Genomic DNA, 15937 nt, shown 5'->3' with positions numbered 1-15937 from the left:
TCCAGAGCAGCCGAGGCGCCAGCTTCGGATGAATTGACCCGGCGCAGCGTCGCCATGATCCTCGCGCAGGCACGCGCGGGATCGATGACGGCCGTCGTGATGGGCGCCCTGATCGGCTTCATCTATGTCCCCGCCACCGGCTGGACGCGCTATCTCGCCTGGTACCTGGCCTTTGCCTTGGCCATGGCCTTGCGCGGCCCCTTTTTCGACTGGGTGGTGCGCCAGTACGGGCCCACGCGGGAGGCCCTGCGCCCCATCGCCCTGGTGGGCGCCTTCACCGGGGTCCTGACGCCGCTGTCCGTGGCCCTGTTTTCCGACTACCTGTCGGTGGCGGAAGTCGGCGTCCTCAGCATGATCATGATCGGCTGGGTTTCCGTGGCCGTCTCGGTGCTGTCGGCCATGCCGAAGGTGTACGTCGCCTACCTCGTCACCTGCTTCCTCCTGATCTGGGTGGCCTGGACGCCCCACGTCGAGGAGACCGAGCTGGTCGTGATCGCCATCAGCCTGCTGCTGGGCGGGCGCCTGCTGGTCAAGCTGGCCCAGGGCGTGCAGCGCCAGCTGCGCGACACCGTGGCGGCGGCGGAGCAGAACGCCTCGCTGGTGGCGCAGCTGCGGCAGGCGCTGGACCGCCAGGCCGAGGCGCAGCGGGCGCGCACGCGCTTCCTGGGCGCTGCCAGCCACGACCTGCGCCAGCCGGTGCAGGCGCTGGTCTTCCTGACGGACATCCTGCGCAAGTCGACCGATCCCGCGCGCCGCGATGCGATGGCGCTGCAGATCGGCCGCACCGGCGAGTCGATCGACACGATGTTCCGCCACCTCGTCGACTTCGCGCAGATCGACGCCGGCACCATGAAGGCGGTGCTGCGGCCGGTGCAACTGGACCGGATGGTCGCCGCCGCCGTGACCGGCTATGCGGAGAAGTGCGCGGCCAAGGGCCTGAAGTTCCGGCTGGAGATGCATGCGCCGCCCAGCGTTTCCGCCGACCCGGTGCTGCTGGAGCGCCTGCTGCGCAACTTCCTCGACAACGCCTGGAAATACTCGCTGCGCGGCACCATCGTGCTGCAGGTCGCGCCGGGGCCGGGCGAGGTGGAAATCTCGGTCACCGACGAAGGCGTGGGCATGCAGGCCGATGAACTCGCCCAGGCCTGCAATGCCTTCTACCGCGGGCCTTCGGCGAGTGTCGCGGAGGCCGAGGGCATCGGCCTCGGGTTGGCCATCTCGCGCCACATCTGCGACCTGATGGATGCGCGCCTGCAGCTGGATTCGGCGCCGGGCCAGGGCACGCGGGTGAGCGTGCGGCTCGCCCTGGCGCAGGTGGATGCCCAGGACTCGGCCGATCCGTCGGTGGAGCGGTTGCGCGACACGGCGTCGCTGGACGCGAACGCTTGAGCCGCTAGGGCGCGGCCGTCTCCAGGTCGCGCAGGCTCAGGCCGGCACGCGCGAGGGCATAGACGGCCTCGGTGCGGTTGGAGACCACCAGGGCGTCGAGGATGTGCGCCACGTGCGACTTGACGGTGGTGTCGGACAGGCCGAGGTCGCGCGCGATCACCTTGTTGGGTTTGCCTTGCACGATGCCGACCAGCACCTGGCGCTGGCGCTCGGTCAGGCGGGCCCCGAGACGCGACCAGGCGTCCTGCTGCGCCTTGCTGGCCGGCTTGCCCACGCTCAGGCTGGTGGCCGGCAGGTAGACGCCGCCGGACAGCACCAGGGCCAGCGCGGCGTTGAACTGCTCGCTGGACGCCGACTTGGGCACGAAGCCGAAGGCGCCGCGGTCGATGCAGTCGCGGACGACCGAGGGGTCGTCGTTGGCCGACAACACCAGCACCGGCACTTCCGGCCGGCGCGCCCGTACGGCGTTGAGCGAGTCGATGCCGCTGTAGCCGGGCATCTGCAGGTCCAGGATCATCAGGTCGGCCTGCTGGCCCTCGTCCATCCGGGCCAGCGCCGCGTCGACCACCGGGAACTCGTCCACGTGGATGTCCTGCCCCGAGCTCTGCAGCGTGTAGGCCACGCCGCGGCGGTACAGGGGGTGGTCGTCGACGACGAAGATGTTCATGGGCGGGGCCATGGTAGCAGTGCGGCCGGAGCTAAAGCGAACGGCCATTTGGAGGAGGGCGATAATTTGCCATGGCCGCAGTCTTCGACAAACCCAATCTCCGCCAGCGCATGGCGCCCATGCTCCAGGGCTTCGATGGCCCGCTGGCCTTCGCGGTCTTCCTGCTGGCGTGTGCCGGCATGCTGACGATGTACTCGTCCGGCTTCGACCATGGCACCCGCTTCATCGACCACGGCCGCAACATGCTGCTGGCCGGCGCCATCATGTTCGTGGTGGCGCAGGTGCCGCCGCAGCGGCTCGCGAGCTTCGCGGTGCCCCTCTACATCGCGGGGGTGGCGCTGCTGGTGGCGGTGGCCGTGTTCGGCATCACCAAGAAGGGCGCCAAGCGCTGGGTGAACGTGGGCGTGGTGATCCAGCCCAGCGAGATCCTGAAGATCGCCATGCCGCTGATGCTGGCCTGGTGGTTCCAGAAACGCGAGGGCCAGTTGCGCGCGCTGGACTTCGTCGTGGCGGGCCTGCTGCTGGCGCTTCCCGTCGGCCTGATCATGAAGCAGCCGGACCTGGGCACCTCGGTGCTGGTGCTGACCGCCGGCATGTCGGTGATCTTCTTCGCCGGCCTGTCGTGGAAGCTGATCATCCCGCCGGTGGTGCTGGGGCTGGTGGTGGTCGGCCTGGTGGTCGGCTTCGAAGGCCATTTGTGCGCCGACGGATTCCGCTGGCCGATCCTGCACGACTACCAGCAGCAGCGCATCTGCACCTTGCTGGACCCTTCGAAGGATCCGCTCGGCAAGGGCTTCCACATCATCCAGGGCATGATCGCCATCGGCTCCGGCGGCCTGCTGGGCAAGGGCTTCATGCAAGGGACGCAGACGCACCTGGAGTTCATCCCGGAACGCACCACCGACTTCATCTTCGCCGCCTATTCGGAAGAGTTCGGCCTGGTGGGCAACATCTTCCTGATCATCAGCTTCCTGTTCCTGGTGCTGCGCGGACTGGCCATCGCGCTGGAGGCATCGACGCTGTTCTCGCGCCTGCTGGCCGGGGCGATCACGATGATCTTCTTCACCTATGCCTTCGTGAACATGGGCATGGTGAGCGGCATCCTGCCGGTGGTGGGCGTGCCGCTGCCCTTCATCAGCTATGGCGGCACCGCGATGGTGACGCTGGGGCTGGGGCTGGGCATCCTGATGTCGATCGCCAAGTCCAAGCGCCTGGTGCAGAGCTAGCGCCATGGCGGGCACCGTCGGCTGCATCGGCGTCGGCAACATGGGCGGCGCCATGGCGGCGCGGCTGCTGGAATGCGGCTGGCAGGTGCAGGCCTGCGACCTCGTCGCCGCGCGCGTAGACGCGTTGGTGGCGCAAGGCGCCCGTAGCGCCGCGACGCCTGCGGACGCGGCGCGCGATGCGCAGGCCTTGATCGTGTGCGTGGTCGATGCGGCGCAGGTCGACGAAGTGCTGTTCGGGGCGCAAGGAGCGGCGGGCGCCTTGCCGGCCGGCGCCGCGGTCCTGCTGTGCCCGACGATCGCGCCGCAGGACGTCGAACGGTTCGCGGCCCGACTGGCGGCGCAAGGCCTGGCGGCGATCGATGCCCCCATGTCCGGCGGCCCCGCGCGCGCCCGCGACGGCAGCATGAGCCTGATGGTGGCTTGCAGCGACGCTGCCTTCGGGGAGCAGCGCGCATTGATCGAAACGCTGAGCCACAAGGTGTTCCGGGTCGGCCCGCGGCCGGGTGACGGCGGCCGCACCAAGCTGGTCAACAACCTGCTGGCGGGCATCAACCTCGCCGGCGCCGCCGAAGTGATGGCACTGGCCCAGCGCCTGGGGCTGGACCTGGACCGCACGCTGGACGTCATCGAGCAGTCCAGCGGCCAGAGCTGGATCGGCAGCGACCGCCTTCGGCGCGCCATTGCCGGCGACTACGCGCCGCGCGCCCATGTGAGCCTGCTGCACAAGGACACGCGCCTGGCCCTGGAAGCGGCCCGCGCGGCCGGTTTCGAGGGCCCGCTCGGCCCGGCCGCGCACGCCGTCTTCGAGCGCGCCGTGCAAGCCGGCCTGCGCGACCTGGACGATGCGGCCCTGTTCCAGCTGCTTTCCGACCCGCGGCCTACAATGGGCCGATGATTTCCCGCGAACCCACGATCGAGCGCCTGGCCATCGCCAGGTCGCTCCTGCTCGAACCCTTCGGACTCGACGAGAGCCACCTGACGCAGGCGCTGGCCGAGATCCGGGCGCACAAGGTGGACGACGCCGACCTCTACTTCCAGTACACGCGCAGCGAAGGCTGGAGCCTGGAAGAGGGCATCGTCAAGACCGGCAGCTTCAGCATCGACCAGGGCGTGGGCGTGCGCGCGGTGAGCGGCGAGAAGACGGCCTTTGCCTATTCCGACGACATCTCGCAAGCCTCGCTGCTGGATGCGGCGCGCACGGTGCGGACCATCGCGTCGGCGGCGAAGGGCGGCAAGGTGAAGGTGACGGCTCCGCGCGTGGCCGGCAGCCGCTCGCTGTACCAGGGTGTGGACCCCATCGCCACCCTCGACAGCACGGCGAAAGTCGAACTGCTGGGCCGCGTCGAAGGCATGGCCCGCGCCAAGGACCCGCGTGTGCAGCAGGTGATGGCGGGCCTCGCCAGCGAATACGACGTGGTGCTGGTCGCGCGCGCCGACGGCACGATGGCGGCCGACGTGCGGCCGCTGGTGCGCCTGTCGGTGACCGTGATCGCCGAACAGAACGGCCGCCGCGAGATGGGTTCCGGCGGCGGCGGCGGCCGCTTCGGCCTGGCCTACTTCAGCGACGAGCAGCTGCAAAGCTACGTCGACGACGCCGTCAAGGCGGCGCTGACCAACCTGGAAGCGCGCCCGGCCCCGGCCGGCGAGATGACCGTGGTGCTCGGCCCGGGCTGGCCCGGCATCCTGCTGCACGAAGCGGTGGGCCACGGCCTGGAAGGCGACTTCAACCGCAAGGGCTCCAGCGCCTTCTCCGGCAAGGTGGGCAAGCGGGTGGCGGCCAAGGGCGTGACCGTGCTGGACGACGGCACCATCGAAGACCGCCGCGGCTCGCTGAACGTCGACGACGAAGGCAACCCGAGCCAGCGCAACGTGCTGATCGAGGACGGCATCCTGCGCGGCTACATCCAGGACTCGATGAATGCGCGCCTGATGGGCGTCAAGCCCACCGGCAACGGCCGGCGCGAGAGCTATGCGCACATCCCGATGCCGCGCATGACCAACACCTACATGCTGGGCGGCGACAAGGATCCGCAGGAGATCGTGGCCAGCATCAAGAAGGGCCTGTACGCCACCAACTTCGGCGGCGGCCAGGTCGACATAACCTCGGGCAAGTTCGTGTTCTCGGCGAGCGAAGCCTACTGGGTGGAGAACGGCAAGATCCAGTACCCGGTGAAGGGCGGCACCATCGTCGGCAACGGCCCCGATGCGCTGACGCGCGTGAGCATGATCGGCAACGACATGAAGCTCGACACCGGCGTGGGCACCTGCGGCAAGGAAGGCCAGAGCGTGCCGGTGGGCGTCGGCCAGCCGACGCTGCGCATCGACGGCCTGACCGTCGGCGGCACGGCCTGAGGCGTCGCCAGCCGGCGAAAGCGGGCGCAGTTCACGCTCGCAAGGGCTTGCCCTAGGGGGCGGCCCTATCCAGGCTCAGCCGTGGCGGTAATACTTGCGCCTCCATGGACACCATTCCCTCGCGCCTGCCGATCGATCCGCTGACCAACCTGCCGAGCATCAACACGTTCGACGGCTTGAGCAACTTCCTGCGCCAGGCGGTGGCCGACGAGGACAGCCGCATCTTTTCCGAGAGCATGACCGAGCTCGCCGCGCGGGTGGAGTCGGTGATCTCGGGCCTGCGGCGCGACCGCCGCCGCGACGCCGTCGCACCCGCGCTGATGGACATGCTGACCGTGCTGCGCGACCACCGCAACTTCGTGGTGAACCTGGGGCTCAGCTGGCGCGGGCTCTATGAATACGCCGGCTACCTGAACGCCCTGAACAACTTCCGCGTGCTGATCGGCCAGTGGCTGCTGGATGTCGAGCCCTGGGGCGACCGCCTCACCGTCACCCCGGAAGATTTCGCCCTGGTGGCCTGGCGTACCCTGGGCGAGGGGATGCTGCTGATCGACATGTACGAGCGCTGGCTCGAAGACGACCAGGGCGAGGAAGCGTCCGCTCTCGGCGGGCTCGACGAGCCGCAGCGCGAGCGCGCCCTGCAGTGGTGGCACAAGTTGCGGCTCTGAGACAGCCGCACGCGATTCTTGGTGCGCCGCACCAACTGTGATAGATTGGCATCCATGCGTCCCGTTCGCGGTTTCTTTTTTGGCTACTTTTGGTTCTCCTGCGCCCCCGGCGGAAGAGAGATCTGAGCGTACCCGCAAGAAACGCAAACAGACCCTCCAACAACCGCCGGTAACCCCGGCGGTTTTTTTTTGCCCCTGCCACTTCACCCGGAAGCCGTCATGACCGCCAAAGCCACCGCCGCCACCGATGCCTGGTATCCGCACCCCGTCGACAAAACGAGCCAGACCGACGACGAACGCATCAAGGACATCACCGTGCTTCCGCCTCCCGAACACCTGATCCGCTTCTTCCCCATCCGCGGCACGCCGGTCGAGGCGCTGATCAGCCGCACGCGCGGGGCGATCCACGACATCATGGCCGGCACGGACGACCGGCTGCTGGTGGTGATCGGGCCGTGCTCCATCCACGACCCGGACGCGGCGCTGGCCTATGCGCGCAAGCTGAAGGAAGCCAGGGACCAGTACGCCGGCACGCTGGAGATCGTGATGCGCGTGTACTTCGAGAAGCCGCGCACCACGGTCGGCTGGAAGGGCCTGATCAACGACCCCTACCTGGACGAGAGCTACCGCATCGACGAGGGCCTGCGCATCGCGCGCCAGCTGCTGATCGAGATCAACCGGCTCGGGCTGCCGGCCGGCAGCGAGTTCCTCGACGTGATCTCGCCGCAGTACATCGGCGACCTGATCTCCTGGGGCGCCATCGGTGCGCGCACGACCGAAAGCCAGGTGCACCGCGAACTGGCCTCGGGGCTGTCGGCGCCCATCGGCTTCAAGAACGGCACCGACGGCAACATCCGGATCGCCACCGATGCCATCCAGGCGGCGGCGCGTCCGCACCACTTCCTGTCGGTGCACAAGAACGGCCAGGTCGCGATCGTGCAGACCAACGGCAACCGCGACTGCCACGTGATCCTGCGTGGCGGCAAGGAACCCAACTACGACGCGAACAGCGTGGAGGCCGCCTGCCGCGAACTGGAGGCGTCCAAACTCACGGCCAAGCTGATGGTCGATTGCAGCCATGCCAACAGCGCCAAGAAGCCGGAGCGGCAGGTGGACGTGGCGCGCGACATCGCCGGCCAGATCGCGGCCGGCTCACGCCGGGTCTTCGGCGTGATGGTGGAAAGCCACCTGCAAGCGGGCGCCCAGAAATTCACCCCCGGCGCGGACGATCCGAAGGCCCTGGAGTACGGCAAGAGTATTACTGACGGCTGCATCGGCTGGAACGAGTCGCTGGCCGTGCTGGAGTCACTGTCGCAAGCCGTTCACGCAAGGCGCAATTGAGACTTTTTCCCGTTCCTAATTCTGTAACCTGTATTTACAACCTGAAACACTCGTCCTAACATGCGTCCACTGGCCAAGTGCCGGCAAGAGGGACACATGACGATCGAGGTACCTGTACTCCGCTTGGGACTGGCGGGGTTCAGCGAGGCACAACAGAGGGCGGCGGCCGAAGTGATTCGGCTGGCCAGGTCCGCGCGCGCGGAATGGCAGATCGCGAGCTTTCCGGACGCCGACGCGTGGTGGCTGGAAGGCAGCCGCACCATGGTGCTGCCCGGCGCGATCCTGCGCGTGCAGCCGGGCGTGCCGTCGGGCCGCTCGGTGCAGCTGGCGCTGGCCGACGTCGACCGGCCGGTGGGCTTCACCTTGCCCCTGAGCACCGAAGGCTTCCAGCCGGCCGTCACCTTCGACGCCGCCAACCTGCAGCAGTCGGTGGCCGTGCTGAACCAGTTCGCCAACTGGCTGCAGAACATGCTCTCCCAGTTCTGCCTGGCGTCGAACCTGGCGGAGCAGCAGCCGGCCTTGTCCTCCGGATCCTGGGAGGTCCTGCGTGGCTCGGACCTGCTGGCCGTCGTGGACCTGCGGCTGGGTGCCGCCGTGGCGCCCGGCGTGGGCGCAACCGACCTGGCCGATGCCAGCTGGTGCATCCGCGACCATGGCGCGGTCAAGATTCCCGCCGGCTTCCCGCGCTCCAGCGTGTCGCAGCTGATGTGGCAATACGCCTTGCGCACCACGCGTGACCTGCTGCCGCCGCATTACCGCCAGCAGCCCTTGTACTTCCGGCGTCCGCCCAAGCTGCCGCAGCGGCAGCTGCGCGACGTCCACCTGCTGCTGCTGCGCGAGCTGGTGGCGCAGCCCGGACTGGATTTCGAACAGCTGCAGCAGGCCACCGGCCTGGCGCAGGAACCCCTCGCCCGGTGCCTGGCTGCGCTGTACGTGGTGGGTTCGATCACCGCCAATCCCCGCCGCGCCGAAAGCAGCAGCGCGCGCCGGCCGGTGGAGGATTCCACCCCCGGCACCGCGGGAAGCGTTTTCCTGTCGGAGCTGGACCCGACCGCGTTCACTGCGGCCTTGCGCGGCGCGGCCGCCGGCCAGTACGACCGCACGGCGCCGGCGCCGCTGGTGATGGACAAGACGATGCCGGCGCCGCTGATGCCGGAACTCGGCCGCGGCTGAAGGTCAAGACCCGAGGGTCGCCAGCAGCTTGGCGTGGATGCCGCCGAAGCCGCCGTTGCTCATGCAAAGAACGTGATCCCCGGGCCGCGCAGCCTGGCGGACCTGCTCGACGAGTTCCGGGATGTCGCGCGCCACGCGCACGCGCCCACCCATGGACTGCAGGGCTTCGGTCGGATCCCAGCCCAGGCCGCCCGCATGGCAGAAGGCGAGGTCCGCCTGCTCCAGGCTCCAGGGCAGCTGCGCCTTCATCGTGCCCAGCTTCATCGTGTTGCTGCGCGGCTCGAACACCGCAAGGATGCGCTGCTTGCCCACCTGCCGGCGCAAGCCATCGACCGTCGTGCGGATCGCGGTGGGGTGGTGCGCGAAGTCGTCGTACACCGTCACGCCGCCGGCCACGCCGCGCACTTCCATGCGCCGCTTGACGTTGCGGAATTCGCGCAGTGCCGCCGCCGCCACCGCCGGCGTCACGCCGACGTGCTGCGCCGCGGCGATCGCCGCCAGCGCGTTCAGCTGGTTGTGCACGCCGCCCACTTCCCAGTGCACGGTGGCCACGCGGTGGCCTTGCTCCAGCACTTCGAAGTGGCCCGGCTCGCCGTCGGCGCGGAAGTCGCTGACGGCGGCGCCGAAGCTGCGCACCTCGCTCCAGCAGCCCTGGTGCAGCACGCGCGCCAGGCTTTCCTCCAGCCCGTTCACCACCACCCGTCCCGTCGAGGGCACGATGCGCACCAGGTGATGGAACTGGCGCTCGATGGCCGCCAGGTCGTCGAAGATGTCGGCGTGGTCGAACTCCAGGTTGTTCAGGATCGCCGTGCGCGGGCGGTAGTGCACGAACTTGCTGCGCTTGTCGAAGAAGGCGGTGTCGTATTCGTCGGCCTCGATCACGAAGGGCGTGAGCGGCCGCGCGACGTTGCCCAGGCGCGCCGAGACGCCGAAGTTGAGCGGCACGCCGCCGACCAGGAAGCCGGGCTGCAGGCCGGCATGTTCCAGGATCCAGGCGAGCATGGCGGTCGTGGTCGTCTTGCCGTGGGTGCCCGCGACGGCCAGGACGTGGCGGCCTTGCAGCACTTCCTCGGCCAGCCATTGCGGACCGCTGGTGTAGCGCAGGCCCTGGTCGAGGATGGCTTCCATCAGGGGATAGCGCGGCGTGCCGTCGGGAAGGCGGGCCCGCGAGACGACGTTGCCGACGACCCAGACGTCGGGCTTGAGGGCCAGCTGCTCGACGCCGAAGCCTTCGATGAGGTCGATGCCGAGCGCGCGCAGCTGGTCGCTCATGGGCGGATAGACGCCGGCGTCGCAGCCGGTCACCTTGTGGCCCGCCTCGCGGGCGAGCGCGGCCAGCCCTCCCATGAACGTGCCGCAGATGCCGAGGATGTGGATGTGCATGGGGCGCAATTATCCCGGGGCCCCACGGCCCGGCTGTTACGCGATGCGCCTAGCGTGGGAATCGTTCACGCAGCTTGAGCTTCCAGAACTTGCCCGTGGACGTGCGCGGCACCGCGTCGATGAACTCGTAGCGCTCGGGCAGCTGCCATTTGGCGAAGCTGTGTTTCAGGAGGTGTTCGTTCAAGGCGCCCGCATGGGCATCGGCACCTTTCTTCAGCACGACGCAGGCCAGCGGCCGTTCGCTCCACTTTTCGTCCGGGATGGCGATCACGGCGGCTTCGGCCACGGCCGGATGCGCCATCAGCGCGTTCTCCAGGTCCACCGAACTGATCCACTCGCCGCCCGACTTGATCAGGTCCTTGGTGCGGTCGGTGATGCGCACGAAGCCGAGCGAATCGACGCTGGCCACGTCGCCGGTGCGCAGCCAGCCGTCACCGGTGAACTTCTCGGGGCTGAGCGGCACTTCGTGGTAGCTGCCGGTGATGAACGGGCCGCGCACCTGGATCTCGCCGACGCTCTTGCCGTCCCAGGGCTGTTCGCCGCCGTCACCCATCACGCGCAGGTCCACCAGCGGCACCGGCACGCCGGCCATCGCGGCGCGGCGGTACTTTTCGTCGGCGCTCGCGCCCTGCAGCTCGGCGCGCGGATAGGAGATGGTGCAGACCGGCGAGGTCTCCGTCATGCCCCAGCCCTGTTCGATCCAGATGCCGTGCCTGTCGAAGGCGCGGATCAGCGACTCGGGCACCGCCGCGCCGCCCACCAGCGAGCGCATGCCGCGCGGCAGCTTCCAGCGGCCGTGGTTGGGCGAGGCAGGGTCCTGCGCCGCGTCGAAAGCCTGGATCAGCGTCATCCAGATCGTCGGCACGCCCAGCGACAGCGTCGGCGGTTCGAGCTGCATCAGGTCGAGGATGTCGTCCGGATGCAGGTGCGGCCCGGGGAGGACCAGCTTCACGCCCATCATCACGGCGCCGTAAGGCATGCCCCAGCTGTTGGCATGGAACATGGGCGTCACCGGCAGCACGACGTCGGTGCCGCGCAGGCCCCAGAAATCGCCCAGGCTCGCGACCAGCGTGTGCAGGATGGTGGAGCGGTGCGAATAGGCGACGCCCTTGGGCCGTCCCGTGGTGCCGGATGTGTAGCACATGGCCACCGGGTCGTTCTCGTCATGGTCGGCGTAGCGGAAGCCGTCCGGGTCGGCGCTTTCCAGGAGCGCCTCGTAGTTCGTGAAGCCGGGCGGCACCGCGGCGCCCGAGAAGGGAAACACGATGACTTTCTCGAACTTGTGCAGGGCCGCGAACTGCTGGTAGAGCGGCAGCAGCACGTCGTCGACCACCAGGAAGCGGTCGTCGGCATTGCCCGCGATCCAGCCGATCTCGTCGGGCGAGAGCCGCAGGTTCAAGGTGTGCATCACGCCGCCGGCGGCCGGGATGCCGAAGTAGCACTCCAGGTGCGCATGGTGGTTCCAGCACAGCGTGGCCACGCGCTCGCCCTTCTGCAATCCCAGCTGCTGCAGGGCCGCGGCCAACGAGCGGGTGCGGCGGTAGAACTCGCCGTAGCTGTGCCGGCGCAGCGACTTGTCGGGCAGGCGGGAGACGATCTCGTTGCCGGCGAAGAGCCGCCCGGCGCGCTCCAGCAGGTGGTTGAGCGACAGGGCCCCTTCCATCATCGTGCTTTTCATCGTCGGTCTCCTTGGAATGGCCACTCTAAGGACCTGGGCCCGCGCAGGCAATGCAGAATCCCCGGCATGGACAGTTTGCAGTCGGAGATTGCCGCCACCGCCGCCCGGCTGGTGGTGGAAGAGGGCCTGGAATACGGGCCGGCCAAGAAGCGCGCGGTCAAGCAGATGGGCCTGAACACCCGCACGGCCTTGCCGGACAACGATCTGCTGGAAGAGGCGGTGCGCGAATACATCGCCGTCTTCCACGGCGACACCCAGCCGCGGGAGCTGGCCGCGCTGCGCAAGCTGGCGCTCACGTGGATGGAGCGGCTGCAGGAATTCCGGCCGCACCTGGGCGGCGCGGTCTGGCACGGAACGGCCACGCGCCTGTCCGACATCTACCTGCAGTTGTTCTGCGACGACCCCAAGTCCGCCGAGATCGCGCTGATCGACCACGAGGTTTCCTACACCCCGCGCACCGTCACCGGCTTCACGGGCGACTCGGTCGAAGCCCTCAGCCTGAGCAGCATGAGCCCCGAACTGGGTGAGCCGATCGGCGTGCACCTGCTGGTCTACGACCACGACGACCTGCGCGGCGCGTTGAAACCCGACGCGCAAGGCCGCACGCCGCGCGGCGACCTGAAGGCGGTGCGCGCCCTGGTGGCGGAGGCCGGCGATGAGTGACGCCGTGACTTCCGCGCCGGATCGCCATCGGCGCCTCGTGATCGGCGGCGTCGCCGTGGCGGCCGCTGCGGCCGGCGCAGGCTTCGCCTGGTGGCGCCATCGCCCCGGCGAGGTCGACGACGCAGCCGCCAGCCGCCTGTGGGGCCTGGGTTTCCAGACGCCGCAAGGCGCGAACCTGGCCTTGTCGGCATTCCGCGGCAAACCGCTGTTGCTGAATTTCTGGGCGACCTGGTGCGCGCCCTGCATCGAGGAAATGCCCCTGCTCGATGCGTTCTACCGGCAAAATGCGGCCAAAGGCTGGCAAGTGCTCGGGCTGGCGATCGACCAGCCCAGCGCCGTGCGCAACTGGCTGGCCCGCGTCCCCGTGACTTTTCCGATCGGACTGGCCGGCCTGGACGGCACGGAGCTGTCGCGCAGCCTGGGCAACACGGTCGGCGGCCTTCCTTTCAGCGTCGTCTTCGGCGCCGACGGCCAGGTCCGCGAGCGTAGAATGGGCCGGGTCAGCGAGGCCGACCTGAAGTCCTGGACGGCCCTCCGCTGAAGGCCGGCGGCCCGTTCCGGCGCCTTCCCTGCCGTCCCCAAGCGGCCTTGCGTGAGATAAATTAGCGAAAATTCACGCGAGTAAGCCGAAGTAACCGAATTTTGCTGTAAATTCGCGTTCCTCTTAGAACGAGGTGGAGAACCATCCCATGGACTTGCGCAAACTCAAGACGCTGATCGACTTGGTGTCGGAATCGAACGTCTCCGAACTCGAAATCACGGAAGCCGAAGGCAAGGTCCGCATCGTCAAGGGCGGTCCCGCCATGGCGCAGGGCGTCGCCCAGCCCCAGGTGATGCACGCCGCCCCGGTGGCCGCGGCGCCCGCACTCGCGCCCGCCGCCGCGGCGCCGGTCGCCGCCGCGCCGCAGGAGCCGGCCGGCCACACCGTCAAATCGCCCATGGTGGGCACCTTCTACCGGGCCTCCGCGCCCGGCGCCAAGTCCTTCGTCGAAGTGGGCAGCGTGGTGAAGGAAGGCGACACCATCTGCATCATCGAAGCCATGAAGATCCTCAACGAGATCGAGGCGGACAAGGGCGGCACCATCACCCAGATCCTGTGCGAGAACGGCCAGGCGGTCGAATACGGCCAGCCCCTGTTCATCATCGAGTAAGCATGTTCAAGAAGATCCTTGTCGCCAACCGCGGCGAAATCGCGCTTCGCATCCAGCGGGCGTGCCGCGAGCTCGGGGTGAAAGCGGTGATGGTCTATTCCGAGGCCGACCGCGAAGCCAAGTACGTCAAGCTGGCCGAGGAAGCCGTGTGCATCGGGCCGGCCCCGTCGGCACAGAGCTACCTGAACATGCCGGCCATCATTTCGGCGGCCGAAGTGACGGACGCCGAGGCCATCCACCCGGGCTACGGCTTCCTGTCCGAGAACGCGGACTTCGCCGAGCGGGTGGAGAAGAGCGGCTTCCAGTTCATCGGCCCCACGCCCGAGTCGATCCGGATCATGGGCGACAAGGTCTCGGCCAAGCAGGCCATGATCAAGGCCGGCGTGCCCTGCGTGCCGGGCTCCGAGGGCGAACTGCCGGACAGCCCGGTGGAGATCAAGCGCATCGCCAAGTCGGTGGGCTACCCGGTGATCATCAAGGCGGCCGGCGGCGGGGGCGGGCGCGGCATGCGCGTGGTCCACACCGAGGCGGCCCTGATCAACGCGGTGCAGATGACCAAGGCGGAAGCCGGCGCGGCCTTCAACAATCCGGCCGTGTACATGGAGAAGTTCCTCCAGAACCCGCGCCACGTCGAGATCCAGATCCTCGCCGACAAGTACAAGAACGCCGTCTACCTCGGCGAGCGCGACTGCTCCATGCAGCGCCGCCACCAGAAGGTGATCGAGGAAGCGCCGGCGCCGGGCATCCCGCGCAAGCTGATCGAGAAGATCGGCGAACGCTGCGCCGCCGCCTGCAAGAAGATCGGCTACCGCGGCGCCGGCACCTTCGAGTTCCTGTACGAGAACGGCGAGTTCTATTTCATCGAGATGAACACCCGCGTGCAGGTGGAGCACCCGGTGACGGAGCTCATCTCGGGCGTCGACATCGTCAAGACGCAGATCCGCGTCGCCGCCGGCGAGAAGCTGCCGTTCAAGCAGGGCGACATCGTGCTGCGCGGCCACGCCATCGAGTGCCGGGTGAACGCCGAGGACCCGTACACCTTCGTGCCTTCGCCGGGCCGCATCACGCTGTGGCACGCCCCGGGCGGCCCCGGCGTGCGGGTCGACTCGCACGTGTACAACAATTACTTCGTGCCGCCCAACTACGACTCGATGATCGGCAAGATCATCGTGCACGGCGACACCCGCGAGCAGGCGCTGGCGCGCATGCGCACGGCGCTGGGCGAGACGGTGGTGGAAGGCATCAAGACCAACATCCCGCTGCACCGCGAGCTGATGGTCGACGCCAAGTTCATGGACGGCGGCACCAACATCCACTACCTGGAAGAGTGGCTGTCCCACCACAAGCGTTGATGTTCGAGCTGCGCCTGCTCGTTCCCGAGGAACGCGTCGAGATCGTCAGCGATGCGCTGGAGGAACTCGAGGCCCTGAGCGTCTCGGTCGAGGACGCCGACGCGCAGACGCCGGCGGAGCAGGCCCTGTTCGGTGAGCCCGGCATGCCGCCGCCCAAGGAAGGCTGGCAGCGCTCGCTGGTGGTCGCGCTCTTTCCCGCGGAAGACGTGGCCAACGCCGCGGCCACGCTGCTGCAGCCGCAGGACTTCTTCGAAGGCTGCAAGCTGGTCGGCGTGGCGCCGGTGCCGGACCAGGACTGGGTGCGCCTGACGCAGTCGCAGTTCGAGCCGGTGCAGATCACGCCCAGCTTCTGGATCGTGCCGACCTGGCACGAGCCGCCCGCCGCCGCCCGCGAAATCATCCGGCTCGACCCGGGCCTCGCCTTCGGCACCGGCACCCATCCGACCACCCGCATGTGCCTGCGCTGGATCGCCGGGCATGCGCCGCAGGGCCAGCGCGTGCTGGATTACGGCTGCGGTTCCGGGATCCTGGCGATCGGCGCGGCCAAGTTCGGCGCGGCCACCGTGGACGCCGTCGACATCGACGAGGCGGCGGTGACCGCTACCAACGACAACGCGCGCGCCAACGGCGTGCAGCTGAACGCCGGCTTGCCGGAGCTCGCCGGCGGCAAGTACCAGACCGTGCTGGCCAACATCCTCGCCACGCCGCTGAAGGTGCTGGCGCCCTTGCTGACCTCCCACGTGGCCCCCGGTGGCGCGCTGGTGCTGGCCGGCATCCTGGCGCGCCAGGAAGAGGAATTGAAGGCCGCCTACGCGCCGTACTGCGCGCTGCAGGTGAGCGACGAAGAGGACGGCTGGATCCTCATGACCGCGCGCCTCTGAGCTTCCCTACAAT

General features: G+C 68.6%; 15 protein-coding genes. 12 read left to right on the top strand and 3 right to left on the bottom strand.

Annotated features, from left to right (window positions below; translation table 11 throughout):
• Window positions 1-33 precede the first annotated feature (33 nt).
• The gene (locus LZ009_RS21340; protein ID WP_275699997.1) at window positions 34-1389 is read left to right on the top strand and encodes a sensor histidine kinase; all 1356 of its coding nucleotides are present in this window, start codon (window positions 34-36) and stop codon (window positions 1387-1389) included.
• A gap of 4 nt (window positions 1390-1393) precedes the next feature.
• Here the strand turns inward: LZ009_RS21340 and LZ009_RS21335 are convergent, their stop codons facing one another.
• On the bottom strand, window positions 1394-2056 hold the full coding sequence (locus tag LZ009_RS21335) for a response regulator transcription factor (protein ID WP_275699996.1): 663 nt from the start codon (window positions 2054-2056) through the stop codon (window positions 1394-1396).
• Window positions 2057-2127: 71 nt separating this feature from the next.
• Between LZ009_RS21335 and rodA the strand changes: the two genes are divergently transcribed.
• From rodA to LZ009_RS21305, 6 genes are all read left to right on the top strand, one after another.
• Complete coding sequence (rodA, locus tag LZ009_RS21330; RefSeq protein WP_275699995.1) at window positions 2128-3282, top strand: rod shape-determining protein RodA; 1155 nt, start codon at window positions 2128-2130, stop codon at window positions 3280-3282.
• A 4-nt stretch (window positions 3283-3286) separates the two neighbouring features.
• Window positions 3287-4177: an NAD(P)-dependent oxidoreductase gene (locus LZ009_RS21325; RefSeq protein ID WP_275699994.1), complete on the top strand. Its 891-nt coding sequence runs from the start codon at window positions 3287-3289 to the stop codon at window positions 4175-4177.
• Entirely contained in the window at window positions 4174-5634 is a 1461-nt protein-coding gene (gene tldD / locus LZ009_RS21320) for a metalloprotease TldD (protein ID WP_275699993.1), read from the top strand. Before LZ009_RS21325 ends, tldD begins: the two co-directional genes overlap by 4 nt.
• 104 nt (window positions 5635-5738) lie before the next feature.
• Window positions 5739-6302, top strand: coding sequence for a hypothetical protein (locus LZ009_RS21315; protein WP_275699992.1), 564 nt, complete (start codon window positions 5739-5741; stop codon window positions 6300-6302).
• Window positions 6303-6521: 219 nt separating this feature from the next.
• On the top strand, window positions 6522-7643 hold the full coding sequence (locus tag LZ009_RS21310; RefSeq protein ID WP_275699991.1) for a 3-deoxy-7-phosphoheptulonate synthase: 1122 nt from the start codon (window positions 6522-6524) through the stop codon (window positions 7641-7643).
• Window positions 7644-7739: 96 nt separating this feature from the next.
• Window positions 7740-8816 (top strand): hypothetical protein, encoded by a 1077-nt coding sequence (locus LZ009_RS21305; RefSeq protein ID WP_275699990.1) that lies wholly within the window; start codon window positions 7740-7742, stop codon window positions 8814-8816.
• 3 nt (window positions 8817-8819) lie between these two features.
• On the opposite strand, the gene mpl is transcribed toward LZ009_RS21305, so the two are convergent.
• Window positions 8820-10199: a UDP-N-acetylmuramate:L-alanyl-gamma-D-glutamyl-meso-diaminopimelate ligase gene (gene mpl, locus LZ009_RS21300; protein ID WP_275699989.1), complete on the bottom strand. Its 1380-nt coding sequence runs from the start codon at window positions 10197-10199 to the stop codon at window positions 8820-8822.
• Between the two features lie 49 nt (window positions 10200-10248).
• Window positions 10249-11877, bottom strand: coding sequence for a long-chain fatty acid--CoA ligase (locus LZ009_RS21295; protein ID WP_275699988.1), 1629 nt, complete (start codon window positions 11875-11877; stop codon window positions 10249-10251).
• Between the two features lie 66 nt (window positions 11878-11943).
• Here LZ009_RS21295 and LZ009_RS21290 point away from each other — a divergent pair, with 66 nt between their 5' ends.
• From LZ009_RS21290 to prmA, 5 genes are all read left to right on the top strand, one after another.
• On the top strand, window positions 11944-12540 hold the full coding sequence (locus LZ009_RS21290; protein WP_275699987.1) for a hypothetical protein: 597 nt from the start codon (window positions 11944-11946) through the stop codon (window positions 12538-12540).
• On the top strand, window positions 12533-13081 hold the full coding sequence (locus LZ009_RS21285) for a TlpA family protein disulfide reductase (RefSeq protein ID WP_275699986.1): 549 nt from the start codon (window positions 12533-12535) through the stop codon (window positions 13079-13081). The genes LZ009_RS21290 and LZ009_RS21285 overlap by 8 nt, the downstream gene beginning before the upstream one ends.
• Before the next feature lie 148 nt (window positions 13082-13229).
• Window positions 13230-13691 (top strand): acetyl-CoA carboxylase biotin carboxyl carrier protein, encoded by a 462-nt coding sequence (gene accB / locus LZ009_RS21280; RefSeq protein WP_275699985.1) that lies wholly within the window; start codon window positions 13230-13232, stop codon window positions 13689-13691.
• Window positions 13692-13693: 2 nt separating this feature from the next.
• Window positions 13694-15043: an acetyl-CoA carboxylase biotin carboxylase subunit gene (gene accC, locus LZ009_RS21275; RefSeq protein WP_275699984.1), complete on the top strand. Its 1350-nt coding sequence runs from the start codon at window positions 13694-13696 to the stop codon at window positions 15041-15043.
• A complete protein-coding gene (gene prmA, locus LZ009_RS21270; RefSeq protein ID WP_275699983.1) occupies window positions 15043-15924 on the top strand; it encodes a 50S ribosomal protein L11 methyltransferase in 882 nt (293 codons plus the stop codon). Before accC ends, prmA begins: the two co-directional genes overlap by 1 nt.
• Window positions 15925-15937: the final 13 nt, after the last annotated feature.

Origin of the sequence: Ramlibacter paludis, assembly GCF_022012305.1 — a bacterium.
GTDB lineage: Bacteria > Pseudomonadota > Gammaproteobacteria > Burkholderiales > Burkholderiaceae_C > Ramlibacter > Ramlibacter paludis.
This window is presented reverse-complemented; position numbering and strand designations above follow the sequence as displayed.

What these genes read in the sequence shown, in the direction of transcription:
- LZ009_RS21325 (WP_275699994.1), top strand. Translation starts at nt 3,287, where the DNA reads ATGGCGGGCACCGTCGGCTGCATCGGCGTCGGCAACATGGGCGGCGCC.
- LZ009_RS21295 (WP_275699988.1), bottom strand. Translation starts at nt 11,877, where the DNA reads ATGAAAAGCACGATGATGGAAGGGGCCCTGTCGCTCAACCACCTGCTG.
- LZ009_RS21285 (WP_275699986.1), top strand. Translation starts at nt 12,533, where the DNA reads ATGAGTGACGCCGTGACTTCCGCGCCGGATCGCCATCGGCGCCTCGTG.
- tldD (WP_275699993.1), top strand. Translation starts at nt 4,174, where the DNA reads ATGATTTCCCGCGAACCCACGATCGAGCGCCTGGCCATCGCCAGGTCG.
- mpl (WP_275699989.1), bottom strand. Translation starts at nt 10,199, where the DNA reads ATGCACATCCACATCCTCGGCATCTGCGGCACGTTCATGGGAGGGCTG.
- prmA (WP_275699983.1), top strand. Translation starts at nt 15,043, where the DNA reads ATGTTCGAGCTGCGCCTGCTCGTTCCCGAGGAACGCGTCGAGATCGTC.
- LZ009_RS21290 (WP_275699987.1), top strand. Translation starts at nt 11,944, where the DNA reads ATGGACAGTTTGCAGTCGGAGATTGCCGCCACCGCCGCCCGGCTGGTG.
- rodA (WP_275699995.1), top strand. Translation starts at nt 2,128, where the DNA reads ATGGCCGCAGTCTTCGACAAACCCAATCTCCGCCAGCGCATGGCGCCC.
- LZ009_RS21335 (WP_275699996.1), bottom strand. Translation starts at nt 2,056, where the DNA reads ATGAACATCTTCGTCGTCGACGACCACCCCCTGTACCGCCGCGGCGTG.
- accB (WP_275699985.1), top strand. Translation starts at nt 13,230, where the DNA reads ATGGACTTGCGCAAACTCAAGACGCTGATCGACTTGGTGTCGGAATCG.
- LZ009_RS21305 (WP_275699990.1), top strand. Translation starts at nt 7,740, where the DNA reads ATGACGATCGAGGTACCTGTACTCCGCTTGGGACTGGCGGGGTTCAGC.
- LZ009_RS21310 (WP_275699991.1), top strand. Translation starts at nt 6,522, where the DNA reads ATGACCGCCAAAGCCACCGCCGCCACCGATGCCTGGTATCCGCACCCC.
- accC (WP_275699984.1), top strand. Translation starts at nt 13,694, where the DNA reads ATGTTCAAGAAGATCCTTGTCGCCAACCGCGGCGAAATCGCGCTTCGC.
- LZ009_RS21315 (WP_275699992.1), top strand. Translation starts at nt 5,739, where the DNA reads ATGGACACCATTCCCTCGCGCCTGCCGATCGATCCGCTGACCAACCTG.